We start from the raw sequence: 17,595 nt of genomic DNA on the forward strand, positions 1-17,595 counted from the left end.
GCCCATTCGGGACCCGTCCGGGAACCAAACAGCGCGCCACACATGGGAGGTGTGGAGCGCTGCGCGTGGGTATTGGCTATTTGTTCTTCGGGCTATGGTACATCCCCCGTGCGGGTTTAGATTTCGACCTCAACGCGCGCGCCACGCACGTTCTGGTAGTCCAGCCGCTCCGGATCCAAATACTTGATGGGCATGCCCTTCTTGGGCTGGTGCCAACGCTGGAGCACCGCGTGATCGTCGTGGGCTTCCAGCAGGCGGGCCGTGAAACGTTCGCCGTCCGCGGGGCGCACACGCACCAGGTGGCCGACATTGCGCATCCAGTGTCGTGGGGTTTCCAGCTCGCGGGTGGCACCGGGCGTGGAGACTTCCAGTTCGTAGGGCGGTCCCGGAACGGGGTCGTGTTCGTCCAGCGCGGCGGAAATGTCACGGGAGACCTCGGCCAGGCGATCCAGGTTCAGGGCGTCCGTGCCGTCCGGCAGGTCCAGCACGATCCGCAGGGTCCGCTGGGAGCCCTTGGTCTCGAGATCGAGGTCTTCCAGATACAGTCCCGCGGTGGTGACCACTGGCTCCACGGCGTTGCGAATGGCGGTAGTGTCTGCCGAGCTCATGCGTTCTCCTTCGTGTCGGTCGTTCTCTCTATCATGGAACAAAACCGGAGCTAGGGAGGAATCGTGGCCGCTGACCGCAGCATTCGCGCCTGGCCGTGGGTGATTGCGTTCCTGGCCATTGCGCTGGTCGCCGTCCTCGCGGCCGGTGCCTGGGCCACGTGGCGCCCGTTGTCCGAGCACGACGCCGCCCGGCTCACCGCCCGCGACATCGTCACCTCCGTGGATGAATCGCCCCGCGACGTCGTTCCGCAAGACACCACGGATCGCCAACTCTCCGCGCTCGGGCCCGCGGCCACCCCGGCGCAGCGCGACCGGCTGGAAGACACGCGTGGCACAAATTCTGGACCGGATGCCACAACGGGTACAACGGACCGCACACCGCAGGACGCTGCTTCCGCGGACACCGACCTGACCACGGCCATCTCCCGCATGACTGAACTGGCCACGGATCAAGAAGACCCAGACCTGGCAGCCACGATGGCCGGCATCGCGGCCTCGTGGTCCGCGGAAGTCACCCGGCAGGACGGAACCGCACAGTCATTGATGCAAAACGATGTATCCGACGAAAGAGCACCCGCGGATGCCGGAAGCCAGGAAGCCGAAGCAGAAGTGACCGAGCGGTGCACACCCGAGCTGACCGCCGTGGCCACGCAGATTGACCGAGCCCTGTTCACCGCTCAATCGGCCGATGCGCGCGGCACCGATTTCTCAGAAACCGCTCGGGCGCTCACCGGATGGCAGGAGAGTCTGCAGCGGATTCAGGACCACCCCGCGGTCGAGTCGTTGTACGAATGTGAGCCTCGCCCCGCACGCGGCGGTTACGAGTTACCGCGTGACATCGCGGATGACCCCGAGGCCGCGTCGGGTGAGGTGGCCCAAGACGTGTCTGCCTACGCTCAAGGCGCCATCAGCACGGTCACCCCCATTGAACGTGTCTGGCTCATGGATGTCCTGGAATCCTCGGCGCGTACTCAGGCGCTACTGCAGCCTTCCGATCCCGTGCCCGCGTTGGCGGGTGAACACCAGGTCAGCGACCGCTGAGGATGTCCCATCCAAGCTTCACGATGAGCACGCTCACCACCACGAAGAAGATGATCCGGATAAAAGAACTCCCTTTCGCCACGGCCGTTCGGGCACCGATGTAGCCACCCAGCATGTTACTGATGCCCAGCACCAAGCCGAGTCCCCACAGGATCGACCCGTTGGCCGTGAACACGATGAGTGCGCCGATGTTGGTGGCCAGATTGATGATCTTGGCCTTGGCGCTCGCGGCCAGGAAGCTATAGCCGAGCACCGAGACCAGCCCGATCACCAGGAAGGATCCGGTTCCGGGACCCATGACGCCGTCGTAGAAGCCGATGCCGCCGCCCAGCAGAATGGCCAATCCGTAGTGCCGCGCGCCGCTGTGCCGCAGGGCCGTGAGCTGCCCCATGGTGGGGTGGGCAATGGTGAAAATCAACACACCGATCAGCGCTGCCACGATGATCGGCCGAAAGACCTGGGCGGGCAGCAAGGATGCGACCGCCGCTCCCCCACCTGAAGCAACGAGGGCCACCACCGCCATGGGAAGGGCGGTGCGAAGGTCCGGATGCACCCGGCGGTAATACGTGACCGCGGAGGTTGCCGTGCCGAAGATCGACCCCATCTTGTTGGTCGCGAGCGCCTGGACGGGGGTGATTCCCGGAATCATCATGGCAACGGGCAGCTGTAGCAGTCCGCCGCCACCCACGACCGCATCGATGAATCCGGCGGCCAGGCCGGTCAGTACCAAGAGCAGCAGAAGGCCCGGGGTTGCGGATTCCAACCCCGAGCCTTCCAAGAACCATGCGTCCACGCGGGATACCGGTGGTGACCGCGCGAGCGGTTACCGGGCCTCGGCCGATTCGGGCTGAACGCTGTTCGAGATTTCCGATTGCAGCTCTTGGACCACTCGGTCCCGGGCGATGTCCCGGCTGTCGCCGCTGCGGCGATCGCGCACTTCGAGCAGTCCGTCCTTGAGACCGCGTCCGATCACCAGGACCGTGGGAACACCCAGCAGCTCTGCGTCACCGAATTTCACGCCCGGTGAGGTCTTGGGACGGTCGTCGAAGATCACGCTCAGACCCGCGTCCTCGATCTCCTTGACGATTTCCTCGGCAGCTTCGAGCACCTCGGCACCCTTGCCCGTGGCCACCACGTGCACATCGGCCGGGGCCAGGTTGCGGGGCCAGATCAGGCCCTTGTCGTCGTGGTAGTACTCGGCCACGGCGGCCAGCGCGCGTGTCACGCCAACACCGTAGGAGCCCATGGTCACGGTCACGAGCTTGCCGTTCTGGTCTAGCACCTTCAGCCCCAGAGCCTCCGCGTACTTGCGGCCGAGCTGGAACACGTGCCCCATTTCTACGCCGCGGGCAATCTCCAGTTCACCGGAACCGTCGGGAGCCTGGTCACCGGCTCGCACGCTGCAAGCCTCCAGGGTGGCGTCCCACGTGAAGTCACGCTCGGCCACCAGGCCGTACACGTGCATTTCGCTCACGTTGGCGCCGGTAATCCAGCTGGTACCGGGCACCACGCGGGGATCCACGAAGTACGGGATCTCCGACTGGGACTTTGCACCCAACAGGGCATCGTCCCGGGTCATACCGGGGCCGAGATAGCCCTTGACGATCTCGGGGCGGGCCCGCAGCTGCTCGTCGCTGGCGGGTTCCACGTCCAGTTCGCCGCCCACGCCCAGAGCTTCGCCGATACCGGCCTCCACACGCTTGATGTCGATGTCACGATCACCGGGGATTCCCACGGCAACCAGTTGTTTCTCGCCATCGGGAAGGGTCACCGACAGCACCACGTTCTTGAGCGTGTCCGCGGCGGTCCACTCCCCCGATTCACGCGGGTGGAGCTCGTTGGAACGCTGGACGAGAGTCTCGATCGTGGGACTGTCAGGGGTCCTGTTCACCTGGGCGGCCGGAGCGTCGTCGTAGGCAATGGCCTCGGGCGGCACGGTGGTGACGGCCTCCACGTTGGCGGCGTAGCCGCCGGCCGACCGGACAAAGGTGTCCTCGCCGATGGGCGTGGGGTGCATGAACTCTTCGGACTGCGAACCGCCCATGGCTCCCGACTGTGCCGATACCGCGACCACGGGCAAACCGAGACGCTCGAAGATCCGAACGTACGCGGCGCGGTGCTTAGCGTAGGACTCGTCCAGACCGGTGTCGTCCACGTCGAAGGAATAGGAATCCTTCATGATGAACTCGCGACCGCGCAGCAGACCCGCGCGAGGGCGGGCCTCGTCGCGGTACTTGGTCTGGATCTGGTAGAGCATCGCCGGCAGATCCTTGTACGACGAGTACATGTCCTTCACGACCAAGGTGAACATTTCCTCGTGCGTGGGCGCGAGCAGGTAATCGGCGCCCTTGCGGTCCTGGAGCCGGAACAGGTTCTCGCCGTACTCGGTCCAGCGATTGGTGGTCTCGTACGGTTCACGGGGCAGCAACGCCGGGAAGTGAACTTCCTGCGCACCGATCGCGTCCATTTCCTCGCGGACCACGGACTCGACCTTGCGCAGCACATTCAGCCCGAGCGGCAACCACGTGTAAATACCCGGAGCGGCGCGACGAATATAACCGGCGCGCACGAGCAGTCGGTGGCTGGCCACGTCTGCATCAACGGGATCCTCACGCAAAGTGCGGAGGAACAGGGAACTCAGGCGAAGCGGCACGAAGAGTCCTAACCGCCCGTAAACGGGCCTTCGAAAAAATGGCTGGTATCTGGTGGGATTCTATCCCCCAGATACCAGCCTCTCAGACCAAGATGGATGCTTACTGTTCAGAAATCTTGTTGGCGGATTCTTGCAGGATGGCCTCGATGTCCGGGGTTTCGGACGAGGCGCTTTCCGACTCACTGGATGCGCCCTGGCCACTGACCACGACAAAGGTGTTTGCGACCACGGCGGAGGCCTGAGTCATCTTGTTGGACTGTCCACTCATGTCCATGGTCATGTCCATGATGGAAGCTTCGGAGCCGTTATCGACCTCGATGTCACGCGGTTCGATGGTGGCTTCGATCTTGCTTCCCATGAGCTCCATCGTGAAGTCCTGGCAGTCTTCGTTCTGCTGGTTGGCGTTCTTCGCGTGCTCGGTGGCCTCGTCCCCGGATCCCAATGGCATGGCGCTCACCGCGAACTTCCCGCCCGAGGGTGTGGCCACCACGATGTTCTCAACGTGGCCGGAGGAAGAGTCCAGGGCCGCCTTGACCAGGTCCTTGCATTGCGAGGGCTCGATGGTGGCCTGCTCCAACGCCTGCTCAATGTCATCCATCTGGGTACCGGCGCTCTCCTGATCCATGGCCTCGGCGGTCAGGGTCTGACCGTCCACCTCCACGCTGTTGAGCGCGGTAATCAATTGGTCTTGGGAGTAGCTGGCTTCGGGGTCGGGTTCGTTACCTCCCCCGGAAGAACATGCCGTGAGCGCGAGTGCTGCGATCGCGACAGCCGCCGCGGCACGTGCGCCGCGGCGTCGGGGGGACTGAATACGAGAGAACGATGCGGGGGTAGTGGTCTTGGAGCCCATCGGAGATCACCTATTTTCGCCGGTACTGTCAGTTGTCTTCAGCGGCTGATCGCGCCACGCTCCAAAGGTAACCCGGTTCACACTTCACGCCGCGTGTTCACGCAGATTGTGAAGCACCTCGTTGGCCACGTCCGTGGCTTCGCGTTCGAGATCCTCGGCCGGCATACGTTGGCTGTTCATATCGCCGGTGACCAGGAAATCCGAATCGAAGTGCGCCACCGTGACCACCGCGTTGCCCAGGCTGGCTTGCACCAGCACGGTCTTGAGCGGTGCTCCCAACACCGTTCCGCTCACCTTGGCCGCTGAACTCTGCAACGCATCCACATCCACGTCCAGGGGCATCACCCGGGTCTGAACGCTGACACCGGACACCGTCATGGTCATGTCCTGGCAGCGCCCGTGAAGTTCGATGTTCTCGGTCACCCGTTCTCGAGCATCCTCGGCCGAATCCGTCAGCTCAACTGTGACGGCCGTGAGATTGTCCCGGCTCAACGCCTTGTACGAGTTCGTGGATGATGCCGGAACCGCCAGGTAGGACACTGCAGCGTCCCTCACGGGTTCGCAGATCTTGGGGTCCGCTTGGGCCCCCAACCCCAGTTCGCTGACCGCGCGGTCGCGCGCTCTACCCCCGGAGTCACCGCCGGTCTCGTTCGTACCCGGCGATGAAGGCTGATCACTGGCGGCTGTGCCCGCGCCCTGTCGAGTGGTGTACAACGACAACGGATTCTCCTCCGAGACCAGCACACCGTCCATCGACTGGCGTGCGTCTTCGGGCTCGACCACGATGTGGGACTCGGTGGAGTGCTGAGCTTCCGGTGAAGCGCAACCAGAGAGCATATACAGTCCCAGGCCGGCGCACATGAGCGTACCCACGATCGAGACGCGCTTCGTTGCGCGCCCGGTATTCTTCATGGCAGTCAATCCCCTCCCCAGGCAATCGACCTCAATGGTACTGACCAGTTACTGGCTTGCCGTTCTCCCGGAACAACATGACGGGCCCTGACTACAGCAGAACGGTCGCGAAGGTCCCGGATCTCTCAAAACCGGCCCGGCGATACGTGGCCAGGGCCGGGGCATTGTAGGAATTCACGTAGAGACTGACCACGGGAACATATGTCCTAGCCAACGCCACCACAGCGGCCATACAGGGTGCCGCGAGTCCTTGACCGCGATAGGCAGGATCGACCCACACGCCCTGGATCTGGCACACCCCACCGCTGATGGAACCGATGTCCGCTTTAAAGAGGACTTTCCCGTCCGTGTCGTTGGTGAGCACCGCGGTTCGTTTCTCACGCAGCAGCTGCTCCACACGCTTGCGGTAACTCTGAGCACCATCCACGAACGGTGAATAGCCCACTTCTTCTTCGAACATGGCCGCGGCCGCGGGGAGCACGCGGGAGAACTCCGAGATCTCGGCCCACCGCACTCGACGCGAGACGTGATTCAACTGTTCAGGGGCTGGGTCCTGGTCCATGGCCAGCAGCGGTTGCTCTGGACGCACGTCGAAGGGAAGCGGCCACGAACCTTTAAGGCGGTTCCAGAGCCCCATGACGGGATCCGCGGGGCCGAAAATCGACGCGTAGTGAGCCCCGCCCCGCGCCAGATAATCAGCCACGAGGTCCTGCCCGGTCTCGTCCAGCGCCACGGGGACCACGTTGGTACCCACCCAGCAGGCACCCACGAGTTCCTGATCCGGGTTCATGACGCCCACCACGGGCGGAGGGCGGCGACGTCGTGCGGTGCGCACCGAATCGACGTGGGAGCCCACGAACACCGAGGAGACCGCGTGACGCGCCAGGAGCTGGTCTAATTGGGATTGGGGCACTGCCCCGGGAACCAGCAGACGCGTCACCCGGTATCGGATCATCCGGCCGTCACGACCGGGGCGCCCTCTACGGGCTGACCGTTCTCGTCGAGCTCCATGTCCTCGGCCATGCGATTCGCCTGCTCCAGCAGGGTCTCCACGATTTGGTCCTCGGGAACGGTCTTGATGACCTCACCCTTGACGAAGATCTGTCCCTTCCCATTACCGGAAGCAACACCCAGATCGGCTTCGCGAGCCTCGCCAGGCCCGTTGACGACACAACCCATCACGGCCACGCGCAACGGCACGGTCAGGTGCTCGAGACCCTTGGTGACGTCGTCGGCGAGCTTGTAGACATCCACCTGGGCGCGGCCACAGGACGGGCAGGAGACGATCTCCAGCTTGCGCGGGCGCAGGCCCAGCGACTGCAGAATCTGGTTGCCCACCTTGACCTCTTCGACCGGGGGTGCGGACAGCGAGACGCGAATGGTGTCGCCGATGCCCTGTCCCAGCAGAATGCCGAAGGCGGTCGCGGACTTCACGGTGCCCTGCAGCGCGGGCCCGGCCTCGGTCACACCCAGGTGCAACGGCCAGTCACCGCGCTCGGCGAGCAACTGGTAGGCGCGCACCATGGTCACGGGGTCGTTGTGCTTGACGGAGATCTTGAAATCGTGGAAGTTGTGTTCCTCGAACAAAGAGGCTTCCCAGACGGCGGACTCCATGAGTGCCTCCGGGGTGGCCTTGCCGTACTTCTCGAGCAGGCGCTTGTCCAGCGATCCCGCGTTCACGCCGATCCGGATGGACACGCCCGCGGCCTCGGCTGCGCGGGAAATGCCCTCGATCTGATCATCGAACTTGCGGATGTTGCCCGGGTTCACGCGTACCGCGGCACAGCCGGCATCGATGGCCGCGTAGACGTACTTGGGCTGGAAGTGGATGTCAGCAATCACCGGGATCGGTGACTTCTTGGCAATGATGGGCAACGCATCAGCGTCATCCTGGGACGGGCAGGCCACACGCACAATGTCGCAACCAGCTGCGTTGAGTTCTGCGATCTGCTGCAGCGTGGCGTTGATGTTGGTGGTGGGCGTGGTGGTCATCGACTGCACGCTGACCGGGAAATCCGATCCGACACCCACGGACCCCACCTGGATCTGACGGGTCTTCCGTCGAGGTGAAAGGACCGGCTGGGGTGCAGCGGGCATACCGAGACTGACCGAACTCACGAATTGCCTCCAGAAGCTTGTTGGCCGGGGGTGCGCAAGGGCACTCCCCGATTTATTCACCTTCCATTGTGCCACCTTGCCGAGAGCCTGCAGCCGGACGTGAGCAAACGAACGCCCAACGACGCCGCCCCGGGCCTTCCGTGGGAAGGCCCGGGGCGGGATTCGTAGCGGTTGTCCTCGCTAGCGGCGCATGATCTTGCGCGCCAACCAGTTGCCGAAGAACTGAACCAACTGCACCAGAATGATGATCACAATCACAGCTGCCCAGGTGACCTCGTCATTGAAACGCTGGTAACCCAGACGCAACGCGAAGTCGCCCAAACCACCAGCGCCAATGGCACCGGCCATGGCGGACATGTCCGTGATGCCGATGACCAAGAAGGTGTAACCCAGCACCAGCGGGCCGAGAGCCTCGGGCAGGATCACCGTGGTGATGATCCGGAACCGAGACACACCCATGGAACGAGCGGCCTCAACCACACCGGGATCCACGCTCATCAGGTTCTGCTCCACGATGCGCGCCACAGCGAACGTTGCACCAATGGTCATGGCGAAAATCGCGGCGTTAGGACCCAGTCGGGTGCCCACGACGGCCTCGGTGGCCTGGCCAAGTGCGGCCAGCAGAATGATGAACGGGATGGGGCGGATGAAGTTCACCAGGAGGTTCAGCGCGGTGAAAACCGCGGTGTTCTCCAGGATGTTGCCCCGACGGGTGACGTAGAGTCCCACGCCGACCACCAGCCCGATAAGACCGGCCAACACCAGGGTGACTGCCACCATGTACAGGGTCTCGCCGGTGGCCGAGAGCAATTGGGGTCCCAATAATGACCAATCCATCAGCGGGTCACCTCCTCTACCTTGGTGATTTCACGCAGCCGAACAATGGTGTTCTCCACGGCGGTGTCCGGACCGTTCAACGACAGCGTCAACGTGCCGAAGGACCGCGACTGCAGCATGGAGATGCCACCGAACGCGATGTTGAACGTCACGCCGTCCCGGGCGCACTCCGAGAGAACGGAGCCGATCCGGTTCTGGTCGGTGACATCCACCAGGATCAGGCGACCCGGGTGTTCCTCGCGCAGCTTGGCGATCTCGTCCTCACGGGGAACGGTGCGCATCACCGAGGAGACGAACTTCCGTGTGGTCTCGGCCTGGGGGTAGGCAAAAACGTCCGACGTGGTGCCCATTTCGACCACTCGGCCGCTGTCCATCACGGCTACGCGATCCGCGATGGAACGCACCACGTCCATCTCGTGGGTGATCAGCACAATGGTGATCCCCAGTTCCCGGTTGACCCGCTTGAGCAGTCCGAGCACTTCCTGGGTGGTTTCGGGGTCCAGCGCCGAGGTCGATTCGTCCGCGAGTAACAACTCCGGATTGGAGGCGAGGGCGCGAGCAATGCCCACGCGCTGCTTCTGCCCACCGGACAGCTCTTCGGGATAGTTCTTGGCACGGTCCGTCAGTCCCACGAAGTCCAGCAGCTCGGTCACTCGTCGTTTGCGCTCCTCGGGCTTCCACCCGGCACGCTTGAGCGGATACTCGATATTGCCCGCCACGGTGCGCGAGTTGAACAGGTTGAACTGCTGAAAGATCATGCCGATCTTGCGGCGGATGGGTGCCAACTGCACCTCGGACTTACCGTCCACCCGGTTACCCGCAACCTCGAGCGATCCGGAGCTGATGGGCTCCAGACCGTTGATCAATCGCACGAGGGTGGACTTGCCGGCTCCGGAGTACCCGATCACGGCAAAGATCTCGCCCTTGGTGATGTCCAGGGTGACGCTGTCCACGGCGTTGACCACTCGCGGTGCGCGCTTGGATCCGCCCGTGTAGACCTTGCTGACGTCCCGGAAGCGCACCAGGGTGCGCTCACTGGATACTTCCGTCACTGGGTCTGTTCCTTCAGGTCTTCCTGGTACCGCGTCAGCAGATCCTTGAGTTCCTGCTGGTCCACCTCTGTCGGGACAGCGGTGCCCTTGCTCTCCTCGTCCTCGGCCTTCAAGACCTTGGGGTCGTAGTAGAAGCTTGCAACCTTCTTGAGGGTTTCGTTGTCGGCGTTGGCCTCGGTAGCAGCGAACAGGTTGTTGAAGACCTTGGCGCTGTCCTGCTTGGGATCATCCGATGCGAGAGCGGACTTGGGATCGATGTTCGCTCGGCCCAGGAAATCGTTGTTGATCACGGAAGCCGCCACGGAATCCATTGACAAAACAGTCTGTTCGGCGGACACGGGACGCACAGAGACCTTGGACTTCTCGGTGTCGATATCGCCTTCGGTCGGGGCAATGGTGTCCTTGGTGAATTCGACCAGCCCCTCCTGCTTGAGCAGGTTCAGTGCACGACCCAGGTTGATCGAGTCATTGGGAATCGCGATCTCGTCGCCGTCCTTGATCTGGTCCAGGGAGTCGTACTTGCTGGAGTACATACCCAACGGGTAAATCGCGGTGGACCCGACCGGTGTGATGGTGTCACCAGAGTTGTTGTTGTAGTCAGCAAGGTACGCGGTGTGCTGGAACCAGTTCATGTCCACGTCGCCGCTCTTGGTGGCGGGGTTCGGCTGGTTGTAGTCGCTGAAATCCACGTACTCGACGGTGATGTCGTTCTCGGCAGCGACTTCCTTGAGCGCGTCGTGAGCGGGCTCCGAGCCGACGATGCCAATGGTGACGGTGCCGTCCGCAGCAGGATCGGAGGATTCAGAATCTCCGCCGCCGCACGCGGTCAAGGTGAGGCCGATGGTGGTGGCCAGCGCAAGGGGGATCAAACGGTGAGATCGCACGATGTGCCTTTCCGAGGTGTGAAATGTTCTGGGCGATTAACAACTGAAAGCGGTACGTCCGAGGACACACCGCAGTTGCAAGGCTCGTGCTAGTTGATTCGGGAAACCGCACTTGCCGGGAGCTACGTTAACCGCGGCCGGATGGTCATCTGGGGCACCCCGCTACGGGAGAGGGTTGCCGTCCGGCCAGCCAGAGCTTGACGCCGGATCTCGTCATCCGCGGCCAAGCCTAACATGGGGCCGGCGGTGATCAGCGTGCGCTGAAACGCTGCGCAATAAACTGATCCGCCCGGTTCCTGGCCCAGCCCTCGGCGCCCAGGACGTCCTCGAGCCGCGGGGTCGTGTCGCCCTCGTGTTCATTCACGACCACCGCAACGATGTCCACGATGGTCGTGAAGTTCACCTCACCCCGGTGGAAGGCGTACACGGCCTGCTCATTGGCCGCGTTGAACACGGCCGGCCAGGTGCCGCCCAGCGTCCCGGCATGCTTCATCAGCTCGATGGCGGGGAATGCCTCGGTGTCCAGCGGCTCGAAGGTCCAGTGCGCCGCTTGCGTCCAATCGCACGACGCCGCCGCGCCGGGAATTCTGTGGGGCCACCCCATACCCAGGGCAATGGGCAGTCGCATGTCCGGCGGTGATACCTGGGCCAGGGTGGAACCGTCCACGAACTGGACCATGGAATGCACCACGGACTGTGGGTGCACGGTCACGTCTATCCGGTCCAGGGCAACGTCGAACAACAAGGATGCTTCCAGGACCTCAAGCGCCTTGTTGACCATGGTGGCCGAATTGGTCGTGACCATCACCCCCATGTCCCATGTGGGGTGTTTCAACGCCTGCTGGGGCGTGACCGTGGTGAGTTGATCCCGGGACATCCCTCGGAAGGGTCCGCCGGAGGCGGTGAGGATCAATCGGTCGACTTCGCTCGAACGGCCTCCCCGCAGCGCCTGCGCCAGAGCCGAGTGCTCGGAATCCACCGGGATCAGCGGGGTCTCCAGGCCGGTGGCGGCCGCGGCCTGTTTGACCAGCGGGCCGCCCGCGATGAGGGACTCCTTGTTGGCCAGCGCCACGGGCGTCCCCGCGTGTAATGCGGCGAGCGTGGGAGCCAGTCCGATGGACCCGGTGATGCCGTTGAGAACAACATCACAGTCCGAGTGTTCCGCCACGCACGTTGCGGCCTCAGGCCCGTGGAAGATCTCGGGGGTGAAGCCTGTCAGGCCCTCCCCCGAGGCTCGTTGGGCAATGAGTTCTTTCAGTTGCCGGGCGTGGTCGGCCGTGCCACTGGTTCCGACCGCGGCCACACGTTCTCGGACGGCCTGCTCCGCCAGCACCGGCAGGTTGGACGTTCCGGCGGCCAAGGCCGTGACCGACAGCGGCGGGTGCCCCGCGGCGGCGTCGCCCTCGCCCGGTCGCCGCAGGCCACGCGCGGAGGCGACGACGTCGAGCGCTTGCGTACCGATGGAGCCCGTGGAACCCAGAATGACCACGCGCCGGGGATGCTTGCCAGTGGCGCTGTCGAGTTCGGGGGTCATGGTCAGGGGTGCGTCAGACATGGTCACCAGTATCTCGTGGATCGGAGGAGCTCAGCACATACAACAAGGGCGCCACCCGGAGGTGACGCCCTCGTTCAGTGATGCCGTGGATCAGCGACGAGCGCCCTTGCGGCCGGTCACTGCACCGTAAATGAACAGCACGATGAGTGCGCCCACGATTGCGGTGATGATGGTTCCGATGTCGAACACGGATTCCAAGGATCCGATGCCCACCAGGCTGCCCAGGAAGCCGCCCAGGATGGCACCGATGATGCCCAGGATGATGGTGACGATGATGCCGCCACCCTGACGACCCGGCATGATGAGCTTGGCGAGTGCGCCAGCGATCAGGCCCAGGACGATCCAGCTAATAATGCCCATGATTCCTCCAGTTTAGCTGTTTGCTTTAACACGAGGTCGTCGCGTTCGTATGCCTTGGTCAGCGTACTGACTGCCAGCTTCCTATCAGGTTACAGGAGAAATCGTCAGGACACTCAATCAGTGATCGACTGCCTTCTCAGCACCAACGCCCGTCAAGGAACGAACTTCCATCTCGGCCTGCTTCTTGGGATCCTCCGGCCGACGCTCGGACATGGAACCGAGGAAGCCCAATAGGAACGACAACGGAATGGAGATGATGCCCGGGTTGGACAGCGGGTAGATGGCGAAATCTGCACCCGGGATCATGGACGTCTCAGCGCCCGACATCACCGGCGAGAAGATGATCAGGACCACGGAGCTGATCAGACCTCCGTACATGGACAGCACGGCACCGCGGGTGGTGAAGCGCTTCCAGTACAGCGAGTACAGGATCGTGGGGAGGTTGGCCGATGCGGCGACCGCGAAGGCCAGTGCCACCAGGAACGCGATGTTCTGACCCTGGGCGCCGATACCGCCGGCGATCGACACCAGGCCGATGATGACCACGGTGGTCTTGGCGACGCGCAGTTCCTGCTTGGGGTCGGAATTGCCGTTCTTGATCACGGATGTGTAGATGTCATGCGCGAAGGACGCTGAGGCCGTGATGGCCAGACCGGCGACGACGGCAAGGATGGTTGCGAAGGCCACTGCGGCGATCAAACCCATCAGGATGGAGCCGCCCAGCTCGTAGGCGAGCAATGGAGCGGCCGAGTTCACGCCACCGGGGGAATTCAAGATCCGGTCGGAGCCGATCAACGCGGCTGCGCCGAAACCCAGCACCAGGGTGAAAAGGTAGAACAAGCCGATCAGGGTGATGGCCCACACCACGGACTTGCGTGCTTCCTTGGCGGTGGGAACCGTGTAGAAGCGCATGAGCACGTGCGGCAGACCGGCGGCACCGAGCACCAGAGCCAGGCCCAGCGAGATGAAGTCGATCTTGGTGATCTCACTCAAGCCGTACTTCAGTCCCGGATCCAGCATGGCGGGGTTGTTATTGGTTTCCACTGCGGCGCCCAGGATGGCCGAGAAATTGAAGCCGAACATGGCCAGGATCCACACGGTCATCACGGCAACACCCGTGACCAGCAGGCACGCCTTGATGATCTGGACCCACGTGGTGCCCTTCATGCCGCCCACCAAGACGTAGACGATCATGATGATGCCCACAACCACGATGACCAGTGACTGACCGGTCTTGGAACCGATGCCCAACAGCAGCGACACGAGAGCACCCGCGCCGGCCATCTGCGCCAGAAGGTAGAAGAAGGTCACGGCCAGGGTGGAAATGGACGCCGCGACGCGCACTGGACGCTGACGCAGGCGGAAGGAGAGCACGTCCGCCATCGTGAACTTACCGGTGTTTCGCAGCGGCTCGGCGATGAGTAGCAGGGCCACGAGCCACGCGACGAAGAAGCCGATGGAGTACAGGAACCCGTCGTAACCCTGCAACGCAATGGCCCCCACGATGCCGAGGAACGATGCCGCGGAGAGATAGTCGCCCGCAATGGCCAGGCCGTTCTGGGTACCGGAGAACGATCGGCCGCCCGCGTAGTAGTCGGCCGCCGTGGATGTCGACTTGGAAGCGCGGATTACGACGACCAGCGTGACCACGACGAATGCCAGGAACACGCTGATGTTGATCCACGGAGTACCGACGGTTTCGGTGTCAGTGGCGGCATGGATCGCCGGAAGTGCCGCATTAGTGATGTTGATCATGATTTACGCTTCTCCTCGTCCCGCACCGGCGGCCTCGAGGTGCTCACGCAACGCTGTGGCCTGGGGATCAAGTTTCCGGTTGGCAAAGGACACGTACGCAGCGGTGATGCCAAAGGTGGTTACGAACTGTAGGAGCCCCAGGAGCAGCCCGAGGTTCACATTCCCGAAAATGCGCTGGGACATGAACTCAGGGGCGTAAATGGCAAGCACCACGTAGAGCAGGTACCAGACCAGGAACGCCACGGCCATGGGGAAGACGAAAGAACGGTGAGTTTTGCGCAGCTGCTGGAACTGATCCGAGCGCTGAGCTTCTGTGAAGTCGAAAGCCGTGGAGTTGGCCGAGTCGACAGGGGGCGTAGACGCCATGAAAGCCTCCTTGTGTGATGAGGACCACATTAGGCTCTTTGTATCCACAAACACAACAGCAACGCGAAAAAAGACGAAAAAACGGGCCCAACTTTCCGAATATTTCGGTAGTTAGGCCCGCTTTGTATACAAACGCGCGGAAGTCTGGGAGTCAGCGCAATGCCAGGATGAGCTCCACGACCCGGTCCATGAACGCATCGACTTGCTGTTCCTCGTAGCATCGTTGACCCTGCGCCTGACGGAACACCGCCTTGCGCACCAGTGTTGGATCAAGAGCTTCGTCGGAACGGAAGTGCTCGGTGATCCGGTCACACAGCACATCCACGTCAGAGACCGAATACCCGAGCTGCTTGCGCTGGGAAGGCCTGCGGAACCGCTCCCCGTGGGGCCGGTTCAGGCGTCCGAGCAGAGTCTGACCCATGAGTTCCAGGTGCTCCTCCCAGCGCTCGGGACCGTGCTCCGAGATGAAGGCCTCACGTTCTCGATCCGCCAGCTCGTCTTCGAGCTCGTCGAGCCGGGCATCCACCGGAGCCGGATCGTAACCGCCCTGCACACGATCGAACACGCGCTCGCGCACCTGCCGGCTACCTACGCCCGGCGCGGACTGCAGATCGCGCGCCGTGGTGGCCAGAACGGCGTCGACCCGGTCCAGGAAGTCGTCGACCTCGGCGGGATCGTAACCCCAGCGTTCATCCTCGACACGCATGAACTTGCGGCCCGCCGTCTCGCGAGCCGGAGCCGAAGCCTGCGTGGCCTCCTGAGTGGGGGCAGCCGCCTGGGGGGCGGCAGCAGAGTGGCTGGGGGCGCCGTCACCGCCCGGGACCTGCTGGGCCTTGGTTCGAGTGTCCAGTCCGTCGATCGCCTGCGTGGGCTGATCAGCGGCGGAGGAACCCAACGTGTTCTCGGTCATTTTGGTGTGTACCTTTCCAACTGCCGAAGCGATTCCGCTCCGCGCCCCGACCAGCCGGGGCCAATGCCTATCCCAGAAGGGCGAATAACTCGAAGATCACGTAGCCGGTCATGACCGCGAACAGAATGGAATCGATGCGGTCCATCACTCCCCCGTGCCCCGGTAGCAACGTGCCCATGTCCTTGATGCCCAGCTCACGCTTGATCATGGACTCGGAAAAGTCGCCCAGGGTGGAAACGGCCACGATTGCCAGGGCGAGAATGATGCCCTGCCACCAAGCGTCCCCCAGTAGGAAGACCGAACACAGAACGCCCACGATCATGGCACCACCGGCCGATCCGGCAAAGCCCTCCCAGGACTTCTTGGGCGAGATCTTGGGTGCCATGGGATGTTTACCCCACACGACACCCACCGCGTAGCCGAACGTGTCCGAGCTGACCGCGAGCAGGATGACGGTGAGGATCTTGAAGGGTCCGTCGTCGGAGTGATAGAGCAGCAGAGCAGCGCTCAGCAGGAACGATGCCCACACCAAGGCGAAGACCGACCCCATGATGGAGAGCAGCATGCCCTCCTTGGGCCCGAAGGCTCGCCACAACACGACGAGCGTCACTGAGAGCACCATGGCGAATGAGAGATACTGCGCGCCGCCCTGATAGGCCGCCAGAGGCATGAGCACCGCGGCTATCACCGCTGGAACCCTGGGGATCCGAATCCCCCGGTAGCTCAGCGAACGTGCGATCTCCCACACGCCAATCCCGGCGGCGGTGCCGGCCAGCAGCGCGAGGACGATCGGGAAGAGGTAGAGTCCCACCAACAGGGTGGCAATCAGAACCAGTGCAACGGCGATGGCCGCCGGTAAATTGCGTCCGGCCTTGGACGGCGCGCGGTGTTCGTCGCTGCGTGTCCAAGGCCGCTTGATGACTTCTCTCAGTGTGCCCGTGTTGAGCAGGTCGATCCGGGAGGGTTTACCTGCCGGGTCATGCCGTTCATCCGCCTGTCCCTGGGGAGAGGCGGATGAACGGTTGTCAGATCCGTGAGGGGTATGAGCTGCCGCCATCAGGCACCGAGCAGTTCGGTTTCCTTGTTCTTGAGCAGCTCATCGATCTGGTCAATGTGCTTCTTGGTGGCGGCGTCGAGGTCCTTCTCGCCGCGCTTGCCTTCGTCCTCGCCCACGTCGCCGTCCTTGATGGCCTTTTCCATAGCCTCCTTGGCGCTACGACGGATGTTGCGCACGGACACGCGGCCTTCCTCGGCCTTGGTGGAAACGACCTTGACGTATTCTTTGCGGCGCTCCTCGGTGAGCTCCGGCATGACCACGCGAATCACGTTGCCGTCATTGGCGGGGTTGGCTCCGATATCCGAATCGCGCAGCGCCTTCTCAATGTCGTTGAGGGCGGAGCGGTCGTAGGGAGTGATCAGCAGGGTGCGCGCCTCGGGCGTCTGGAAGGACGCCAGCTGCTGCAGCGGAGTGGGCGTGCCGTAGTACTCGACCGTGAGGCTCGAGAACAGTGCCGGGTTCGCGCGACCGGTGCGAACCGTGGAGAAGTCGGTCTTGGCCGCATCCACCGCTTTGGCCATCCGGGAGGTGGCGTCGGAAAGGATCTCGGAAATCACGTGTTTTGCTCCTTATACGTGGAAAAGCCAGGGGCGCTGGCGGACTGCGGTACTAGCTTCCACTCTATCGGTGGATGCAA

The 17,595-nt window shown here is 63.1% G+C and carries 18 protein-coding genes and 1 riboswitch; of the genes, 1 reads left to right on the top strand and 17 read right to left on the bottom strand.

Annotated features, from left to right (window positions below):
• Positions 1 to 116: 116 nt before the first annotated feature.
• Complete coding sequence (gene rimP / locus RF638_RS03200; RefSeq protein ID WP_368629916.1) at positions 117 to 608, bottom strand: ribosome maturation factor RimP; 492 nt, start codon at positions 606 to 608, stop codon at positions 117 to 119.
• Between the two features lie 63 nt (positions 609 to 671).
• On the opposite strand from rimP, the gene RF638_RS03205 reads away from it, so the two are divergent.
• Positions 672 to 1,649: a hypothetical protein gene (locus tag RF638_RS03205; protein ID WP_368629917.1), complete on the top strand. Its 978-nt coding sequence runs from the start codon at positions 672 to 674 to the stop codon at positions 1,647 to 1,649.
• Here RF638_RS03205 and RF638_RS03210 read toward each other — a convergent pair.
• The 16 genes from RF638_RS03210 to frr all read right to left on the bottom strand — a co-directional run bounded on the left by RF638_RS03210 (position 1,636) and on the right by frr (position 17,515).
• Positions 1,636 to 2,442: a TSUP family transporter gene (locus RF638_RS03210; RefSeq protein ID WP_368841436.1), complete on the bottom strand. Its 807-nt coding sequence runs from the start codon at positions 2,440 to 2,442 to the stop codon at positions 1,636 to 1,638. The two genes, RF638_RS03205 and RF638_RS03210, sit on opposite strands and share 14 nt — an antisense overlap.
• A 30-nt stretch (positions 2,443 to 2,472) precedes the next feature.
• Positions 2,473 to 4,302: a proline--tRNA ligase gene (locus tag RF638_RS03215; protein WP_095796724.1), complete on the bottom strand. Its 1,830-nt coding sequence runs from the start codon at positions 4,300 to 4,302 to the stop codon at positions 2,473 to 2,475.
• Positions 4,303 to 4,402: 100 nt separating this feature from the next.
• A complete protein-coding gene (locus tag RF638_RS03220) occupies positions 4,403 to 5,152 on the bottom strand; it encodes a hypothetical protein (RefSeq protein ID WP_368629919.1) in 750 nt (249 codons plus the stop codon).
• An 84-nt stretch (positions 5,153 to 5,236) separates the two neighbouring features.
• Positions 5,237 to 6,064 (bottom strand): hypothetical protein, encoded by an 828-nt coding sequence (locus RF638_RS03225; protein WP_315276247.1) that lies wholly within the window; start codon positions 6,062 to 6,064, stop codon positions 5,237 to 5,239.
• A 91-nt stretch (positions 6,065 to 6,155) separates the two neighbouring features.
• Positions 6,156 to 6,977, bottom strand: coding sequence for a GNAT family N-acetyltransferase (locus RF638_RS03230; RefSeq protein WP_368629920.1), 822 nt, complete (start codon positions 6,975 to 6,977; stop codon positions 6,156 to 6,158).
• A gap of 38 nt (positions 6,978 to 7,015) precedes the next feature.
• Positions 7,016 to 8,182, bottom strand: coding sequence for a flavodoxin-dependent (E)-4-hydroxy-3-methylbut-2-enyl-diphosphate synthase (gene ispG / locus RF638_RS03235; RefSeq protein ID WP_095796728.1), 1,167 nt, complete (start codon positions 8,180 to 8,182; stop codon positions 7,016 to 7,018).
• Positions 8,183 to 8,362: 180 nt separating this feature from the next.
• Positions 8,363 to 9,019, bottom strand: coding sequence for a methionine ABC transporter permease (locus RF638_RS03240; protein ID WP_129701518.1), 657 nt, complete (start codon positions 9,017 to 9,019; stop codon positions 8,363 to 8,365).
• Complete coding sequence (locus RF638_RS03245; RefSeq protein WP_095796730.1) at positions 9,019 to 10,071, bottom strand: methionine ABC transporter ATP-binding protein; 1,053 nt, start codon at positions 10,069 to 10,071, stop codon at positions 9,019 to 9,021. Before RF638_RS03245 ends, RF638_RS03240 begins: the two co-directional genes overlap by 1 nt.
• Positions 10,068 to 10,955, bottom strand: a complete 888-nt coding sequence (locus RF638_RS03250; protein ID WP_165189395.1) for a MetQ/NlpA family ABC transporter substrate-binding protein — start codon at positions 10,953 to 10,955, stop codon at positions 10,068 to 10,070. The genes RF638_RS03245 and RF638_RS03250 overlap by 4 nt, the downstream gene beginning before the upstream one ends.
• A gap of 103 nt (positions 10,956 to 11,058) precedes the next feature.
• Positions 11,059 to 11,173, bottom strand: a riboswitch (SAM riboswitch).
• A gap of 32 nt (positions 11,174 to 11,205) precedes the next feature.
• Positions 11,206 to 12,489 (bottom strand): 1-deoxy-D-xylulose-5-phosphate reductoisomerase, encoded by a 1,284-nt coding sequence (gene dxr, locus RF638_RS03255; RefSeq protein WP_129701607.1) that lies wholly within the window; start codon positions 12,487 to 12,489, stop codon positions 11,206 to 11,208.
• Positions 12,490 to 12,600: 111 nt separating this feature from the next.
• The gene (locus RF638_RS03260) at positions 12,601 to 12,870 is read right to left on the bottom strand and encodes a GlsB/YeaQ/YmgE family stress response membrane protein (protein ID WP_095796731.1); all 270 of its coding nucleotides are present in this window, start codon (positions 12,868 to 12,870) and stop codon (positions 12,601 to 12,603) included.
• Positions 12,871 to 12,987: 117 nt separating this feature from the next.
• Positions 12,988 to 14,625 carry a cation acetate symporter gene (locus RF638_RS03265; RefSeq protein WP_095796732.1) on the bottom strand — a complete coding sequence of 546 codons (1,638 nt, stop codon included), beginning with the start codon at positions 14,623 to 14,625 and terminating at the stop codon, positions 12,988 to 12,990.
• Between the two features lie 3 nt (positions 14,626 to 14,628).
• Positions 14,629 to 14,991, bottom strand: coding sequence for a DUF485 domain-containing protein (locus tag RF638_RS03270; protein ID WP_095796967.1), 363 nt, complete (start codon positions 14,989 to 14,991; stop codon positions 14,629 to 14,631).
• A gap of 151 nt (positions 14,992 to 15,142) precedes the next feature.
• Complete coding sequence (locus tag RF638_RS03275) at positions 15,143 to 15,901, bottom strand: DivIVA domain-containing protein (RefSeq protein ID WP_095796733.1); 759 nt, start codon at positions 15,899 to 15,901, stop codon at positions 15,143 to 15,145.
• Between the two features lie 67 nt (positions 15,902 to 15,968).
• The gene (locus tag RF638_RS03280; protein ID WP_095796734.1) at positions 15,969 to 16,958 is read right to left on the bottom strand and encodes a phosphatidate cytidylyltransferase; all 990 of its coding nucleotides are present in this window, start codon (positions 16,956 to 16,958) and stop codon (positions 15,969 to 15,971) included.
• On the bottom strand, positions 16,958 to 17,515 hold the full coding sequence (gene frr / locus RF638_RS03285; protein ID WP_016996510.1) for a ribosome recycling factor: 558 nt from the start codon (positions 17,513 to 17,515) through the stop codon (positions 16,958 to 16,960). Before frr ends, RF638_RS03280 begins: the two co-directional genes overlap by 1 nt.
• Positions 17,516 to 17,595 lie beyond the last annotated feature (80 nt).

Source organism: Kocuria sp. CPCC 205235 (genome assembly GCF_040980905.1).
Classification (GTDB): Bacteria; Actinomycetota; Actinomycetes; order Actinomycetales; family Micrococcaceae; genus Kocuria; species Kocuria carniphila.

Excerpts from the sequence above, each read along its gene's own strand:
- rimP (WP_368629916.1), bottom strand. The coding sequence starts at position 608 with ATGAGCTCGGCAGACACTACCGCCATTCGCAACGCCGTGGAGCCAGTG.
- RF638_RS03270 (WP_095796967.1), bottom strand. The coding sequence starts at position 14,991 with ATGGCGTCTACGCCCCCTGTCGACTCGGCCAACTCCACGGCTTTCGAC.
- RF638_RS03225 (WP_315276247.1), bottom strand. The coding sequence starts at position 6,064 with ATGAAGAATACCGGGCGCGCAACGAAGCGCGTCTCGATCGTGGGTACG.
- RF638_RS03220 (WP_368629919.1), bottom strand. The coding sequence starts at position 5,152 with ATGGGCTCCAAGACCACTACCCCCGCATCGTTCTCTCGTATTCAGTCC.
- RF638_RS03275 (WP_095796733.1), bottom strand. The coding sequence starts at position 15,901 with ATGACCGAGAACACGTTGGGTTCCTCCGCCGCTGATCAGCCCACGCAG.
- RF638_RS03265 (WP_095796732.1), bottom strand. The coding sequence starts at position 14,625 with ATGATCAACATCACTAATGCGGCACTTCCGGCGATCCATGCCGCCACT.
- RF638_RS03240 (WP_129701518.1), bottom strand. The coding sequence starts at position 9,019 with ATGGATTGGTCATTATTGGGACCCCAATTGCTCTCGGCCACCGGCGAG.
- dxr (WP_129701607.1), bottom strand. The coding sequence starts at position 12,489 with ATGACCCCCGAACTCGACAGCGCCACTGGCAAGCATCCCCGGCGCGTG.
- RF638_RS03280 (WP_095796734.1), bottom strand. The coding sequence starts at position 16,958 with ATGGCGGCAGCTCATACCCCTCACGGATCTGACAACCGTTCATCCGCC.
- RF638_RS03260 (WP_095796731.1), bottom strand. The coding sequence starts at position 12,870 with ATGGGCATTATTAGCTGGATCGTCCTGGGCCTGATCGCTGGCGCACTC.